The 13,554-nt window shown below is 62.5% G+C and carries 12 protein-coding genes; 7 read left to right on the top strand and 5 right to left on the bottom strand.

The genetic code is table 11. The features are described 5' to 3' along the window. Positions 1-75: 75 nt before the first annotated feature. Positions 76-768 (top strand): ligase-associated DNA damage response endonuclease PdeM, encoded by a 693-nt coding sequence (gene pdeM / locus ACIQ2A_RS09995; RefSeq protein ID WP_398478452.1) that lies wholly within the window; start codon positions 76-78, stop codon positions 766-768. Between the two features lie 12 nt (positions 769-780). On the opposite strand, the gene ACIQ2A_RS09990 is transcribed toward pdeM, so the two are convergent. Continuing rightward, positions 781-1,755 carry an NADPH:quinone oxidoreductase family protein gene (locus ACIQ2A_RS09990; RefSeq protein ID WP_398478458.1) on the bottom strand — a complete coding sequence of 325 codons (975 nt, stop codon included), beginning with the start codon at positions 1,753-1,755 and terminating at the stop codon, positions 781-783. A 224-nt stretch (positions 1,756-1,979) separates the two neighbouring features. Here ACIQ2A_RS09990 and ACIQ2A_RS09985 point away from each other — a divergent pair, with 224 nt between their 5' ends. The 6 genes from ACIQ2A_RS09985 (at position 1,980) to ACIQ2A_RS09960 (ending at position 9,070) form a co-directional block, all read left to right on the top strand. Continuing rightward, positions 1,980-2,573, top strand: a complete 594-nt coding sequence (locus ACIQ2A_RS09985) for an invasion associated locus B family protein (RefSeq protein WP_398478449.1) — start codon at positions 1,980-1,982, stop codon at positions 2,571-2,573. Between the two features lie 324 nt (positions 2,574-2,897). Next, positions 2,898-4,130 carry a 23S rRNA (adenine(2503)-C(2))-methyltransferase RlmN gene (gene rlmN, locus ACIQ2A_RS09980; protein WP_398478447.1) on the top strand — a complete coding sequence of 411 codons (1,233 nt, stop codon included), beginning with the start codon at positions 2,898-2,900 and terminating at the stop codon, positions 4,128-4,130. Positions 4,131-4,290: 160 nt separating this feature from the next. Beyond that, positions 4,291-4,764 (top strand): hypothetical protein, encoded by a 474-nt coding sequence (locus ACIQ2A_RS09975; protein WP_398478445.1) that lies wholly within the window; start codon positions 4,291-4,293, stop codon positions 4,762-4,764. Between the two features lie 48 nt (positions 4,765-4,812). After that, positions 4,813-5,619: a phosphatase PAP2 family protein gene (locus ACIQ2A_RS09970; RefSeq protein ID WP_398478443.1), complete on the top strand. Its 807-nt coding sequence runs from the start codon at positions 4,813-4,815 to the stop codon at positions 5,617-5,619. Between the two features lie 173 nt (positions 5,620-5,792). Beyond that, the gene (argG, locus tag ACIQ2A_RS09965; RefSeq protein ID WP_398478441.1) at positions 5,793-7,124 is read left to right on the top strand and encodes an argininosuccinate synthase; all 1,332 of its coding nucleotides are present in this window, start codon (positions 5,793-5,795) and stop codon (positions 7,122-7,124) included. A gap of 188 nt (positions 7,125-7,312) precedes the next feature. Next, positions 7,313-9,070, top strand: coding sequence for an alkaline phosphatase (locus tag ACIQ2A_RS09960; protein WP_398478439.1), 1,758 nt, complete (start codon positions 7,313-7,315; stop codon positions 9,068-9,070). Between the two features lie 201 nt (positions 9,071-9,271). On the opposite strand, the gene pnp is transcribed toward ACIQ2A_RS09960, so the two are convergent. From pnp to rbfA, 4 genes are all read right to left on the bottom strand, one after another. Continuing rightward, positions 9,272-11,422, bottom strand: coding sequence for a polyribonucleotide nucleotidyltransferase (gene pnp / locus ACIQ2A_RS09955; RefSeq protein ID WP_398478436.1), 2,151 nt, complete (start codon positions 11,420-11,422; stop codon positions 9,272-9,274). 339 nt (positions 11,423-11,761) lie between these two features. Beyond that, positions 11,762-12,031, bottom strand: a complete 270-nt coding sequence (rpsO, locus tag ACIQ2A_RS09950) for a 30S ribosomal protein S15 (protein WP_398478434.1) — start codon at positions 12,029-12,031, stop codon at positions 11,762-11,764. Positions 12,032-12,033: 2 nt separating this feature from the next. Beyond that, on the bottom strand, positions 12,034-13,116 hold the full coding sequence (gene truB / locus ACIQ2A_RS09945; RefSeq protein ID WP_398478432.1) for a tRNA pseudouridine(55) synthase TruB: 1,083 nt from the start codon (positions 13,114-13,116) through the stop codon (positions 12,034-12,036). Continuing rightward, complete coding sequence (gene rbfA, locus ACIQ2A_RS09940; RefSeq protein WP_398478430.1) at positions 13,113-13,529, bottom strand: 30S ribosome-binding factor RbfA; 417 nt, start codon at positions 13,527-13,529, stop codon at positions 13,113-13,115. Before rbfA ends, truB begins: the two co-directional genes overlap by 4 nt. Between the last annotated feature and the right edge of the window lie 25 nt (positions 13,530-13,554).

Here is a 13,554-nt window from a genome sequence, read left to right as displayed (position 1 = left end):
TTCGCGAAAACCCATCAGCAGCCATCTGTGAAAATGATGGGTTTTCGCTGCGCTCAACCCATCCTACAAAGAGCCATGCTTGCCGAGTCGCTCACCAATGACACGAGTTCCGTCGCCATCGCCGGCGTCACACTGGCGGCGGATCTGTCGGGTGCGCTGTATTGGGAAGATCAGCGAACGCTGATCGTGTCCGACCTGCATCTGGAGAAAGGCTCGAGCTACGCCATGCGTGGCGTGCTGCTGCCGCCTTATGACACCATCGCCACTCTCGGCCGTCTCGGTGCGGTGATCGCGCGGCATGATCCGCGCACCGTGATCGCGCTCGGCGACAGTTTTCACGATCGCGACGCGCATCAGCGCCTCTCACCGGCCAATCGCGACGTGCTCGGCGCGCTGCAGGCACGACGCGACTGGATCTGGATTTCCGGCAATCACGATCCGGCGCTGCCCTCGGATCTTGGTGGTACGGTCGCTGACGAAATCGCCATCGGCGCCATCACGTTCCGCCATGAGCCGACCGGCGCGCTCGGTGAGATCGCCGGCCACCTGCATCCGAAGGCGCGGATCAGCGCGCGCGGACGGGCGATGGAGCGCCGATGCTTCGCCACGGACGGACAACGCGCCGTGATGCCGGCCTTCGGTGCCTATACCGGCGGCCTCAGCATCCGCGATGCCGCCTTCGCAAAAATCTTCCGGTCTCTCGGCTTCGTCGCCCATGTGCTTGGCGACCACCGCATGCATGCGATCGCCGCCTCGCGCTGTTGTTGATCCCGCTCCGTCTTACGGATGCAGGATCACCTTGCCCATGGCCTGACGACCACCCAGCACCTTCATCGCTTCCGCCGTTTTCTCCAGCGGGAAGGTGCGGTCCACATGGGCCGAGATCTTGCCCTCGGCTGCCCAGTTCAAGAGCTTCGTGATGCTCGCGCGATATTTGTCGTGGTTCTGCCGCACCCAGGCGCCCCAGAACACGCCACGGATATCGCAGCCCTTCAGCAGCGCGAGATTGAGCGGCATTTTTGGAATGTCGCCGGCCGCAAAGCCGATGACCAGGAAGCGACCTTCCCATGCGATGGCACGCAAGGCAGACTCGGCATACTTTCCGCCGACCGGATCGAAGATGATATCGACGCCCTTGCCGCCGGTGAGGCTCTTGAGGCCTTCCTTGAGATCTTCCTTCGCGTAGTTCAAGGTGAGCTCGGCGCCATGCTGCTTGGCGAATTCGAGCTTCTCGTCCGACGATGCGCAGGCGATGACTTTCAGGCCGAGCAGCTTGCCGAGTTCGCAGGCAGCCAGACCGGTGCCACCGGCAGCGCCGAGCACAGCCAGCGTTTCACCGGGCTTCGGCGACGCACGATCTTCCAGCGCATGCAGCGCGGTGCCGTAGATCACGATGACACCGGCCGCGCGATCGAAGTCGAGATTGTCGGGGATCTTGATCACGGACGTCGCAACTGCGGCCACTTTCTGCCGGGCACCGTTGTGACCGATGGAGGCGACAACGCGATCGCCGACCTTCAGCGACGTGACGCCGGCGCCAACGCTCTCGATCACGCCCGCGACTTCCGCGGCCGGCGAGAACGGGAATGGCGGCTTGATCTGGTACTTGCCCTGGATCATCAGGATGTCGAAGAAATTCAGCGCCGCCGACTTGATGGCGATGACCACCTGGCCCTCGCCGGCAACGGGATCCTCCACATCGGCAAAAACGAGATCGTCGGGTTCGCAATATTGCGAGCAGAGAATGGCTTTCATGATCATCTGACCTTCATCGTGACAGTTGAGAAAGTTGTGAAGGATTTACGCGCGACCCGCAACCGTCATTGCGCTTCGCTCCATGCGGGCTACGACAGTCCTGCGATATTCCGCCATGTGGCGTGTGCCTTTTCAAACAAGCACATTCCGTCTATTGGCAGATGTCCATGGCGCGCGTGATTCCAGGCCATCTTCCAGTCACAAAGATAGAGGATCGACACCTGATGTCCGTGCGGCGAATCCTGACAGTTGTATCGATGAGCGTAGCGATGATCGGCGTTACCGGTCTTGCGCAAGCGCAGACGGCTGCCAAGGGCAAGGCTGCACCGGCGGCCAAGCAAGCGCCGGCACCGGCTGCTGCCGGCAGTGCCGAGCCGACGCTGCTCGGTCAGTTCGGCCCATGGGGCGCCTACACCGCAGCACCAGGCGGCAAGAAGGTCTGTTTCGCGCTGGCAAAGCCAGCGTCATCGAAGACCAATCCCGCCAACCGGCCGCGCGATCCCGCTTACGCTTTCATCTCGACCCGCCCGGCCGAGAAGGTCAGCAACGAAGTTTCGATCATGATCGGTTATCAGCTGAAGCCCGGCTATGAGTCGACGCTCGATGTCGGCGGCGCGAAGTTTGCGATGTACACGCAGGGCGACGGTCTCTGGATCAAGAACGCGGCCGAAGAAGAGCGTCTCGTCGAAGCGCTGCGCAAGGCGGGCGACGTGACCGTGAAGGGCGTCTCCGCCAAGGGCACCGAGACGATCGATTCCTTCTCGATGAAGGGCCTGGCCCAGGCGCTGGACAAGGTTGCGCAGGAGTGCCGGCGGTAACCGCTGACGTAGGATGGGTTGAGCGAAGCGATACCCAGCACAACGAACTCCGGAGCAGGCGGTGATGGGTATCGCTCCGGCGCTTTGCGCCTGCGCTCAACCCATCCTACGGGCCGCCGTTAATATTGCCGCATTTGGCGCCTTTCCATTCGGGCGCGAAAAGCATATCTCTGGCCCTCATGGTGAGGAGGCGCGCAGCGCCGCCTCGAACCATGAGATGGTTTGCTCCGAGCTTGTCGCCATCCTTCGAGACGCGGCCAAGAGGCCGCTCCTCAGGATGAGGGATCGAGCTAACTCATTGCCCTTACTGATAGATCGAACGCCATGACCCCCGCTTCTGCCGAGGCCAGCACTGCCGTTGAAACCCACGCGCTCCAGGTTCCACTGGAGAAGATCGCGACGGAAACCTATGTGCCGCTGGCCAAACCCTCGCTGATCGGCCTGTCGCGGGCGCAGATCGCCGAGAAGCTCGGTTCCATCGGCGTGAAGCCGGCGCAGCAGAAGATGCGCAGCCAGCAGATCTGGCACTGGCTGTATTATCGCGGCGTTCAGAGCTTCGCCGAAATGTCCAGCATCTCCAAGGACATGCGTGCCGAGCTGGAGCAGCATTTCACGGTCGACCGGCCGGAAGTGGCGGTCGAGCAGATTTCCAATGATGGCACCCGCAAATGGCTGCTCAAGCTGCCCTCGGGCACCCATGGCGAGCGCGCCCATGAGGTCGAGTGCGTCTATATCCCCGAGACCGACCGCGGCACCCTGTGCGTCTCCTCCCAGGTTGGCTGCACGCTGAACTGCTCGTTCTGCCATACGGGAACCCAGCGGCTGGTGCGCAACCTGACGCCGGGCGAGATCGTCGGCCAGATCATGGTGGCGCGCGACCGGCTGAACGACTGGGCCGACCGCGACACCCCGAATGCCAATCGCCGCATCACCAATATCGTGATGATGGGCATGGGCGAGCCGCTCTACAATTTCGACGCCGTGCGCGACGCGCTGCTGATCGTCTCCGACAATGAAGGCATTGGCATTTCGCGCCGGCGCATCACGCTGTCGACCTCGGGCGTTGTGCCGAACATCGCGCGCACCGGCGACGAGATCGGCGTCATGCTCGCGATCTCGCTGCATGCGGTGCGCGACGAGCTGCGCAACGAGCTGGTGCCGCTCAACAAGAAGTATCCGCTGAAGGAATTGCTGCAGGCGTGCCGCGACTATCCCGGCGCATCGAACGCGCGGCGCATCACGTTTGAATATGTGATGCTGAAGGGCATCAACGACTCGCTGGAAGACGCGAAGCTGCTGGTGAAGATGCTCAAGGGCATCCACGCCAAGATCAATCTGATCCCGTTCAATCCGTGGCCGGGCACGCGCTACGAATGTTCCGACTGGGCGCAGATCGAGGCATTCTCCGAATATGTCTTCAATGCCGGCTATTCCTCACCGGTGCGTACCCCGCGCGGTCGCGACATTCTCGCGGCGTGCGGGCAGCTGAAGTCGGAGACGGAAAAGCTGAGCGCGCGCGAGCGCCAGGCGCTGCGCGCGATGGCGATGACGGATTGATGGACGGCACTTCCTGCTCCGCCCTCATGGTGAGGAGCACGCCGCAGGCGTGCGTCTCGAACCATGCGTGGCCTGGCACATCCTTCGAGACGCGGCCTGCGGCCGCTCCTCAGGATGAGGGCAGCGTGTGGGGCGCCGGCAGGAAGAACAACGAGCCCCCATGTCCCTGATCGGCCGCATCATCGTCATCTTCTTCGCTTTCTGCGTGGCCTGCATGGTCGGCGGCGCGATCGTGACCTTTTCGATCCTGTTCCCCGAATTGAGCGCGATGGATACCGGTCTCATCGATCCGAACGCCATCAACATCCTTGTCGGCTTCGGCTTCATCTTCTTCTCGGGCTTTGCGCTGATCCCCGCATTGATCGTCGTACTTATCACCGAAGCCTTCAATATCCGCAGCGTGATCGCCTATGCGCTTGGCGGCGCTGTGGTCGGCCTCGTCTGCTATCTCGGCCTGATCCCCTACGACACCACGACCATGAGTTTCGATGGCATCGTGCGCCGGCATCTGGAGGTGATGACTGGCGCCGGTATCGTCGCGGGGCTGATCTACTGGGTGATCGCGGGGCGCAAGGCTGGCGCGTGGCGACAGCCACGGCGGCTTCCACCGCAATCGGATGCCGCGGCAAAGTGATCGCGCTTTAACTTTCTTTCCCCCCGCCCCTCGGATACACCGCCCGCCATGAACCGGACCGGCCTCCTCATTGCGCTCGTGCTGCTTGCAGCGATCCTCGTGATTTTCGGCGTCTGGCCCGAACTCGATCTCAAGCTCGCGGCGCTGTTCTACACGCCCGAAGCCGGCGGTTTCGCCTATTCCGGGCTGCCTTACGCGCAGTTCGCGCGCCACGCGGCCATGTGGATCGCCTGGGCCTTCGTGGCCCCCTCGATCCTGGCGCTGATCGTCAAGCTGATCTGGCCGAACCGGCCGCTGCTGGTGAAGGGCCGCACCATGGCCTTTCTGGTCATCACCATGCTGATGTCGGCAGGCTTTCTCACCAATTTCACCTTCAAGAGCTTCTGGGATCGGCCGCGGCCCGTTTCCGTGACCGAATTCGGCGGCCCGTGGCAGTTCAAGGCCTGGTGGGACCCGAGCGGTGAATGCGTGCGCAACTGCTCGTTCTTCTCCGGCGAGGGCGCCACGGCGTTCTGGACCTATGCCCCTGCCGCGCTGGCGCCCCCGGCGTTTCGCCCGGCCGCCTATGTGGCCGCGACGGTATTCGGCCTCGCCACTTCGGGCTGGCGGATGGCCTTTGGCGGGCACTTCTTCACCGACGTGACGATCGCCGGCCTGGCCTCGTTTCTGGTGATCTGGCTGATCCACGGATGGATCTACCGCTGGCCGCGGACCCGGATGACCGATGACGGCATTGATCGCTGGCTGACCAAACTCGCCTGGCCAGGCTATGCCTGGCGGCGACGGATGCTGTCCGGCCGCAATCCGCCAAGACCGACGCTGGGCAACCGGATCACCGAGCAGCATCACGATTGAACAGAAACTGTCGTTGCCCGGCTTGACCGGGCAACCCAGTAAACGCGTAAGCGGCGGTGTGTACTGGGCCACCCGGTCGAGCCGGGTGGCGACAAGCATTCGTTCCCGCGTTGACGCCCTTTGCCCCGGCGCGCTATCGCTGACCGCGAAAATTAGCCCCGATTGGACGCCCCATGACCACGATCCTGAAGAGCCTTCCCACCGGCAAGAATGTCGGCATCGCCTTTTCCGGCGGCCTCGATACGTCGGCGGCGCTGCTCTGGATGAAGCAGAAGGGGGCAAAAGTCTTCGCCTACACCGCCAATCTCGGCCAGCCCGACGAGGCCGATTACGACGAGATCCCGCGCAAGGCGATGGAGTTCGGCGCCGAGAAGGCCCGCCTGGTCGATTGCCGCGCCCAGCTCGTCCATGAAGGCATCGCCGCGATCCAGGCCGGCGCGTTCCACGTCTCCACCGGCGGCATCACCTATTTCAACACCACCCCGCTCGGGCGTGCGGTAACCGGCACCATGCTGGTCTCGGCCATGAAGGAAGATGGCGTCAATATCTGGGGCGACGGCTCGACCTATAAGGGCAACGACATCGAGCGCTTCTATCGCTACGGCCTGCTGACCAATCCGGATCTGAAGATCTACAAGCCCTGGCTCGATGACCAGTTCATCGACGAGCTCGGCGGCCGCGCCGAAATGTCGGCCTTCATGACCGCCCACGGCTTCGCCTACAAGATGAGTGCGGAGAAGGCCTATTCGACCGACAGCAACCTGCTCGGTGCGACCCATGAGGCCAAGGATCTCGAACATCTCGATTCCGGCATCACCATCGTCAACCCGATCATGGGCGTGCCGTTCTGGAAGGACGATTGCGTCGTCAAATCCGAGCGCGTCAGCGTGCGTTTCGAGGAAGGCCAGCCCGTCGCGCTGAACGGCAAGACATTTGCCGATCCGGTCGCGCTGTTCCTCGAAGCCAATGCGATCGGCGGCCGCCATGGCCTTGGCATGAGCGACCAGATCGAGAACCGCATCATCGAAGCCAAGAGCCGCGGCATCTATGAAGCGCCCGGCATGGCGCTGCTGCACATCGCCTATGAGCGCCTCGTCACCGGTATCCATAACGAAGACACCATCGAGCAGTACCGCATGAACGGCATGAAGCTCGGCCGTCTGCTGTATCAGGGCCGCTGGTTCGACTCGCAGGCTTTGATGCTGCGCGAGACAGCGCAGCGCTGGGTGGCCCGCGCCATCACCGGCGAAGTGACGCTCGACCTGCGCCGCGGCAATGACTATTCGATCGCCAACACCCAGAGCCCGAACCTGACCTATGCGCCGGAGCGCCTGAGCATGGAGAAGGTGGAGGATGCGCCGTTCACGCCGGCGGACCGCATCGGCCAGCTGACCATGCGCAATCTCGATATCACCGATACCCGTGCGAAGCTGAACATCTATGCGAAGACCGGCCTGATCAGCGCCGGTGAAGGCGCGACGATCCCGCGACTGGGCAAGGATTAAACTATGCCGTAGGGCGGATGAGGCGCAGCCGTATCCGCCGCGGAGTTTCAACAACGAAGTCGGCCGGCGGATGACGCTGCGCTTATCCGCCCTACGATCGATCTAACGGCCGGATGTCATTGACGTGACATCCGGCCGTTTTATTGATGGAGACTGCCTGCGACAGAAAGCCACCGGGGATAGCGTCCATGACCAAGACCATTTCATTCGCCGCACTTGCGGCGTTTTTCATGAGCGCATCAGCTTCGGCGCAGGTGATCTATCCGCTGGATCGCGCGGAAATTCTCAAGGGCAGCAAATTCGACTTCAAGGTCGAACTTCCGGGGAAGGTCGCAGCCGCCGACATCAAGGTCACAATCAATGGCGCCGATCAGGCGGCGGCCTTCGGCAAGAGCGCCGACTATATCGAACGTGAGGATGATAAGGATCAATCCGCGCTGGTGCTGCGCGATGTCGTGCTCGACAAGCCCGGCGCCTACAAGATCGACGTCACGGCAGGTGCGCTCACCAAGTCGGTGACGTGGAACGTGTACGACACCGGCGCACGCAAGGCGAAGAACGTGATCCTGTTCGTCGGCGACGGCATGTCGCTGGCGCATCGTGTCGGCGCGCGGATCCTGTCCAAGGGCATCAAGGAAGGCAAGAGCAGCGGCAAGCTCGCCATCGACGATATGCCGAGCATGGCGCTGGTCGGCACCGCCGGCACGGATTCGATCATCACGGACTCGGCGAACTCCGCGAGCGCATACACGACCGGCCACAAGTCGGCGACCAATGCGCTCGGCGTCTATGCCGATCGCACACGCGACGTGTTCGACGATCCCAAGGTCGAGACCATCACCTCGCTGGTGAAGCGCAAGCTCGATCTCGCCGTCGGCATCGTCACCAACACGGAAATCCAGGATGCGACGCCCGCCTCGATGATCGCGCATACGCGCCGCCGCGCGGCCTATGACGAAATCGTCGCGCAGATGTTTGCGGCGAAACCCGATGTCATCCTCGGCGGCGGCGCGGCAAACTTTTTGCCGCGCACGGTCGATATCGGCAAGCGCGCCGACGAGGTGGACTACATCGCCAAGTTCAAAGAGGCCGGCTATCCCTATGTGAAGACTGCCGGCGAATTGAAGGCGACAGCCGACAAGACGGACACCACAAGGCTGCTCGGCCTGTTCACGCCCGGCAATATGGATGGCGTGCTCGACCGCAAGTTCCTCAAGGGTGGCGGCGTGAAGAAATATCCGGAGCAGCCGGATCTCACCGAACAGGTGCAGGCCGCCCTCAACGTGCTGTCGCGCCATGACAAGGGATTTGTCCTGCTGGTGGAGTCCGGCATGATCGACAAATATGCCCATCTGCTCGACATGGACCGCGCCGTCTATGACGTGATCATGCTCGACAATGCGGTGAAGCTCGCCAAGGAATGGTCCGCCAAGCGCGGCGAGGACACGCTGATCCTCGTCGTGTCCGATCACAGCCATCCGAACAGCCTCGTCGGCACCGTCAATGACGACATGAGCGTCGAGACCAATCTGCCGCTGCGCGAGCGGATCGGCGTCTATGACAAGGCCGGTTTCCCGAACTATCCGGCGCCTGATGCGGACGGCTATCCATCGCGCGTCGATGTCAGCCGGCGACTGGCGATCATGTCGGCGAGCCTGCCCGATCACTATGAGACGCTGCGGCCGAAGCTTGATGGTCCGTTCGAGCCGACGCAGAAGGGCGAGGCGCCAAATACATTCACGGCGAACGAGAAATACAAGAACGCGCCGGGGGCGATGCTACGGCTGGGCAATCTGCCGGCGATGATGAATGCGAGCGTGCATTCGGGAGAGGACGTGATCCTGACAGCGACCGGCCCGGGTAGCGATCGCGTGAAGGGGCAGATGGACAATACGGAAGTGTTTCGCGTGATGGTGGATGCGCTGGGATTGGGGAGCGTGAAGTAGAGCTCTGCGGCCATCCTTCGAGACGCGGCCTAAGAAGGCCGCTCCTCAGGATGAGGAAAGAGTATGGCGCTATAGAAGACCCTCATGGTGAGGAGCCCGCAAAGCGGGCGTCTCGAACCATGCAGGCCGAGCACTCTCCACCTTCATAGAAGCAAAAAGGGCGGCCTCACGGCCGCCCTTTTCTATTCATTCACGAAAAGCTTACTCGGCAGCCGGAGCCGCTTCGCCTTCGGCCTTCTGCTTGCCTTCGAGGTCTTCGCCAGTCTCCTGGTCGACAACCTTCATCGACAGACGCGTCTTGCCGCGATCGTCGAAGCCGAGCAGCTTGACCTTGACCTTGTCGCCTTCCTTGATGACGTCCGAGGTCTTCTGCACGCGGCCGGCGGCGAGCTGGCTGATATGCACCAGGCCGTCCTTGGCGCCGAAGAAGTTCACGAATGCACCGAATTCCATCACCTTGACGACGGTGCCCTCGTAGATCTGGCCGACTTCCGGATCGGAAGCGATCGACTTGATCCACTTGATGGCCGCCTTCATGGCCTCACCATCCGACGAAGCCACCTTCACGGTGCCGTCGTCTTCGATGTTGACCTTGGCGCCGGTCTTTTCGACGATCTCGCGGATCACCTTGCCGCCGGTGCCGATCACTTCACGGATCTTGTCGGTGGCGATCTTGAAGGTCTCGATGCGCGGCGCATATTCGCCGAGCTCGGCGCGGGCATTGGTCAGCGCCTTCGACATCTCACCGAGAATGTGAATGCGGCCTTCCTTGGCCTGGCCGAGAGCGACCTTCATGATCTCTTCGGTGATACCGGCGATCTTGATGTCCATCTGCAGCGAGGTGATGCCGGTGTCGGTACCCGCCACCTTGAAGTCCATGTCGCCGAGATGATCTTCATCACCCAGGATGTCCGACAGAACGGCGTAGCGCGAACCTTCGAGAATGAGGCCCATGGCGATACCCGCCGTCGGACGCTTCAACGGCACGCCGGCATCCATCAGCGCGAGCGAAGCGCCGCAGACCGAGGCCATCGAGGACGAACCGTTCGACTCGGTGATCTCCGACACCACGCGGATGGTGTAGGGGAATTCGTGGTGGCCCGGCAGCACCGGATGAATCGCGCGCCAGGCGAGCTTGCCGTGGCCGATTTCGCGACGCTTGGTGCCGCCCATGCGACCGGTCTCACCGACCGAGTAGGGAGGGAAGTTGTAGTGCAGCAGGAACGTCTCTTTGTACGTTCCCGACAGCGAGTCGATATACTGCTCGTCTTCGCCGGTGCCGAGCGTGGTGACGACCATCGCCTGGGTTTCACCGCGGGTGAACAGCGCCGAACCATGTGCGCGCGGCAGGATGCCGACTTCGGCAACGATCGGACGAACCGTGGTCAGGTCGCGGCCGTCGATGCGCTTCTTGGTGTCGAGGATGTTCCAGCGAACGATCTTCGATTCCAGCTCCTTGAACACGCCGGCAACGCGGAGCTTGTCGAACTTGGGCTCCTGACCTTCCGGGAAGTAGTGGTCCATGACCTTCTTCTTCACGGCGCCGACGGCGGCGTAACGGTCCTGCTTGATGGCAATCGAATAGGCCGAGCGCAGCTCGGTCTCGACGATGCCCAGCATTTCCTTTTCGAGCGCGCTGTCATCCACGGTGGTGACTTCGCGCGGCTCCTTGGCGGCCTTCTCGGCGAGTTCGATGATCGCCTTGATCACCGGCTGGAAGTGGCGGTGACCGAACATCACGGCGCCGAGCATGATCTCTTCGCCAAGCTCCTTGGCTTCCGATTCGACCATCAGCACGGCGTCGGCGGTGCCGGCGACGACCAGGTCGAGCTGGGTGTCGGTCATCTCGTCCAGCGTCGGGTTGAGGACGTATTCGTCACCGGTGAAACCGACGCGGGCAGCGCCGATCGGGCCCTGGAACGGTGCGCCCGACAAGGTCAGCGCGGCCGAGGTGGCGACGAGGGCGAGAATGTCCGGATCATTTTCCATGTCGTGCGACAGCACGGTGACGACGACCTGGGTCTCGTTGCGCCAGCCATCGGCGAACAGCGGACGGATCGGACGGTCGATCAGGCGGGAGACCAGCGTCTCCTTCTCGGTCGGACGGCCTTCGCGCTTGAAGTAGCCGCCGGGAATGCGGCCGGCTGCGTAGGTCTTTTCGATGTAGTCGACGGTCAGCGGCAGGAAGTCGATGCCATCCTTGGCGGACTTGGCGGCGACGACGGTCGCGAGCACGATGGTTTCGCCATAGGTGGCGAGCACGGCGCCGTCAGCCTGACGGGCGACCTTGCCGGTTTCCAGCTTGAGCGGACGACCGCCCCAATCGATCTCGACGGAATGAGAATTAAACATCTTGGGATTCTTTCATGGGTTCACGGAAGGCGTGGCGCCGAAAAAACAAAAGCCATGCGCAAGACTGCAAGACGCTTCGCATCGATTGCGAAAGCAGCGTCCGGCGATCTTGCCATGGCTTGTGAATTTCGAATGGCGTCCATCCTTCCGATGGTCGCGGGTTGGGGCATTCTTGCTCCACTCCGCGCGACGGGCTCCTTGCCCGTCATCGCCCAGCTGCCGGATTGCGGCTGGACGCTATCGTGCGGGCCACTCTGGCCTGCACTACGTGATGGCATGGGAATCTTTTGAGGATCGTCCATGCGAAAACGCGCGCAAACGATGCGCGCGTCGATTCGCTTAGCGGCGAATGTTGTGCTTTGCGAGCAGGGCCTTGTACCGGGCCTCGTCCTTCTTCTTGATGTAATCGAGAAGCGAACGACGGGTGGACACCAGCTTCAGCAGACCACGACGGGAATGGTTGTCCTTCGTGTGGGTCTTGAAGTGTTCGGTGAGATTCACGATGCGCTCCGAGAGGATGGCAACCTGAACCTCAGGCGAACCGGTATCGCCGGTCTTGAGGGCGCTGTTCTTGATGACTTCCGCTTTGCGTTCTGCGGCAATCGACATCGTCAGTGACTTTCTTTTTGCACCGGATTGGCAGTCAATCCGGAAAGGTTGAACACGCGCTTGGGGATGAGTTCACCATTGCTGAGTTCGGCGAGGGCCAGTAACCGGCCCGACACCGTGACATAAACCGTGCCATTGCAATGAGGCGCATCCCGTCCGCGCAACAAGACGGCCTGACCCCGATGGAGCCTTGCCGCATCTGACCGTGTGACGGCCAGCGCCGGGATGTCGTCCAGCGCGGTCTCAACGGGCAGTAGCGCGTCGGCGAGGCTTCCCTCGCCAGACGCGGCTCTATCGCACAAAGCCTCCAATTCTGCCAGTGGAATCATGTCAGCTTCGGCGAAGGGGCCGACCAGGGTCCGGCGCAGCGACGAGATATGGCCGTAGCAGCCGAGCAGGCGGCCGATGTCACGGGCCAGCGCGCGCACATAGGTGCCCTTGCCGCATTCGGCCTCGAACACGGCATGGTCGTTATCTGGTTGTTCTGTCAGCACTAATTCGTGGATCACGACGGGACGCGGAACCAGCGGGACGACCTCGCCGTCGCGCGCCAGATCATAGGCGCGCTCGCCCTGGATCTTGATGGCCGAATATTGCGGCGGGGTCTGCTCGATATTGCCGGTAAATTGCGGCAGCAGCGCACGGATCTGCTCGGCCGTTGGCCGAGCGTCCGACGTCTGGGTGACCTTGCCTTCGGTATCGTCGGTGTCGCGCTCGGCGCCCCAGGCGACGGTGAAGCGATAGCGCTTGCGGCCGTCCATCACGAAGGGAACGGTCTTGGTGGCTTCGCCCAAGGCAATGGGGAGACCGCCGGAGGCGAGCGGATCGAGAGTGCCGGCATGGCCGGCGCGCTTGGCCTGGAACAGGCGCTTGGCGACGGCGACCGCCTGGGTCGAGGTCATGCCGATCGGCTTGTCGAGAATGACCCAGCCATGGACGTCGCGCTTGTCGCGGCGCACCTGACCGCCGCCCTGACGCTTGCCGCCCTGATGGCGCGGATCGTTATTACCGCGCGGCGACGGGGCGCCCTGCGGAAGCGGACTCACTTCCACGCCGGTTTCGGTCTTGATCGTCGTCACAGTCATTCTTCGTTGTCCGAGTCTTGTTTGAGGTCACGCGCCACCGCAGGGGTGCGCAAAAGTTTGTCGATGCGTTCCGCTTCGTCGAAACGCTCGTCGATGCGGAAGCGCAGATCGGGCGCGTATTTCAGGTTCACGCGATGCGCGGCTTCGGTGCGCAAAAAACTCTTGTTCGCGGCCAGCGCCTTCAGCACCGGCTCGGTGTTCTTGCCGCCGAGCGGCATCACATAGACGGTGGCGAGCTTGAGGTCCGGAGACATCCGCACCTCCGGCACCGTGATGATGGATGTCGCCAGCACGGGGTCATGAACCCCACCCTGCGAGAGGATATCGGCGATCGCATGGCGCATCAGTTCGCCGACGCGCAGCATACGCTGCGAGCCGCCGGGCGCTGCGGATTTCTGATGATGCTTGGGCATCTTTTTGCCAACCCAAATAACGACG

Source organism: Tardiphaga sp. (assembly GCF_044336785.1).
In the GTDB taxonomy this organism is placed as follows: domain Bacteria; phylum Pseudomonadota; class Alphaproteobacteria; order Rhizobiales; family Xanthobacteraceae; genus Tardiphaga.
Note: the sequence above shows the minus strand (reverse complement) of the source record. Positions and strands in the feature narration are given on the sequence as shown.

What these genes read in the sequence shown, in the direction of transcription:
- pdeM (WP_398478452.1), top strand. Translation starts at nt 76, where the DNA reads ATGCTTGCCGAGTCGCTCACCAATGACACGAGTTCCGTCGCCATCGCC.
- ACIQ2A_RS09990 (WP_398478458.1), bottom strand. Translation starts at nt 1,755, where the DNA reads ATGAAAGCCATTCTCTGCTCGCAATATTGCGAACCCGACGATCTCGTT.
- ACIQ2A_RS09985 (WP_398478449.1), top strand. Translation starts at nt 1,980, where the DNA reads ATGTCCGTGCGGCGAATCCTGACAGTTGTATCGATGAGCGTAGCGATG.
- rlmN (WP_398478447.1), top strand. Translation starts at nt 2,898, where the DNA reads ATGACCCCCGCTTCTGCCGAGGCCAGCACTGCCGTTGAAACCCACGCG.
- ACIQ2A_RS09975 (WP_398478445.1), top strand. Translation starts at nt 4,291, where the DNA reads ATGTCCCTGATCGGCCGCATCATCGTCATCTTCTTCGCTTTCTGCGTG.
- ACIQ2A_RS09970 (WP_398478443.1), top strand. Translation starts at nt 4,813, where the DNA reads ATGAACCGGACCGGCCTCCTCATTGCGCTCGTGCTGCTTGCAGCGATC.
- argG (WP_398478441.1), top strand. Translation starts at nt 5,793, where the DNA reads ATGACCACGATCCTGAAGAGCCTTCCCACCGGCAAGAATGTCGGCATC.
- ACIQ2A_RS09960 (WP_398478439.1), top strand. Translation starts at nt 7,313, where the DNA reads ATGACCAAGACCATTTCATTCGCCGCACTTGCGGCGTTTTTCATGAGC.
- pnp (WP_398478436.1), bottom strand. Translation starts at nt 11,422, where the DNA reads ATGTTTAATTCTCATTCCGTCGAGATCGATTGGGGCGGTCGTCCGCTC.
- rpsO (WP_398478434.1), bottom strand. Translation starts at nt 12,031, where the DNA reads ATGTCGATTGCCGCAGAACGCAAAGCGGAAGTCATCAAGAACAGCGCC.
- truB (WP_398478432.1), bottom strand. Translation starts at nt 13,116, where the DNA reads ATGACTGTGACGACGATCAAGACCGAAACCGGCGTGGAAGTGAGTCCG.
- rbfA (WP_398478430.1), bottom strand. Translation starts at nt 13,529, where the DNA reads ATGCCCAAGCATCATCAGAAATCCGCAGCGCCCGGCGGCTCGCAGCGT.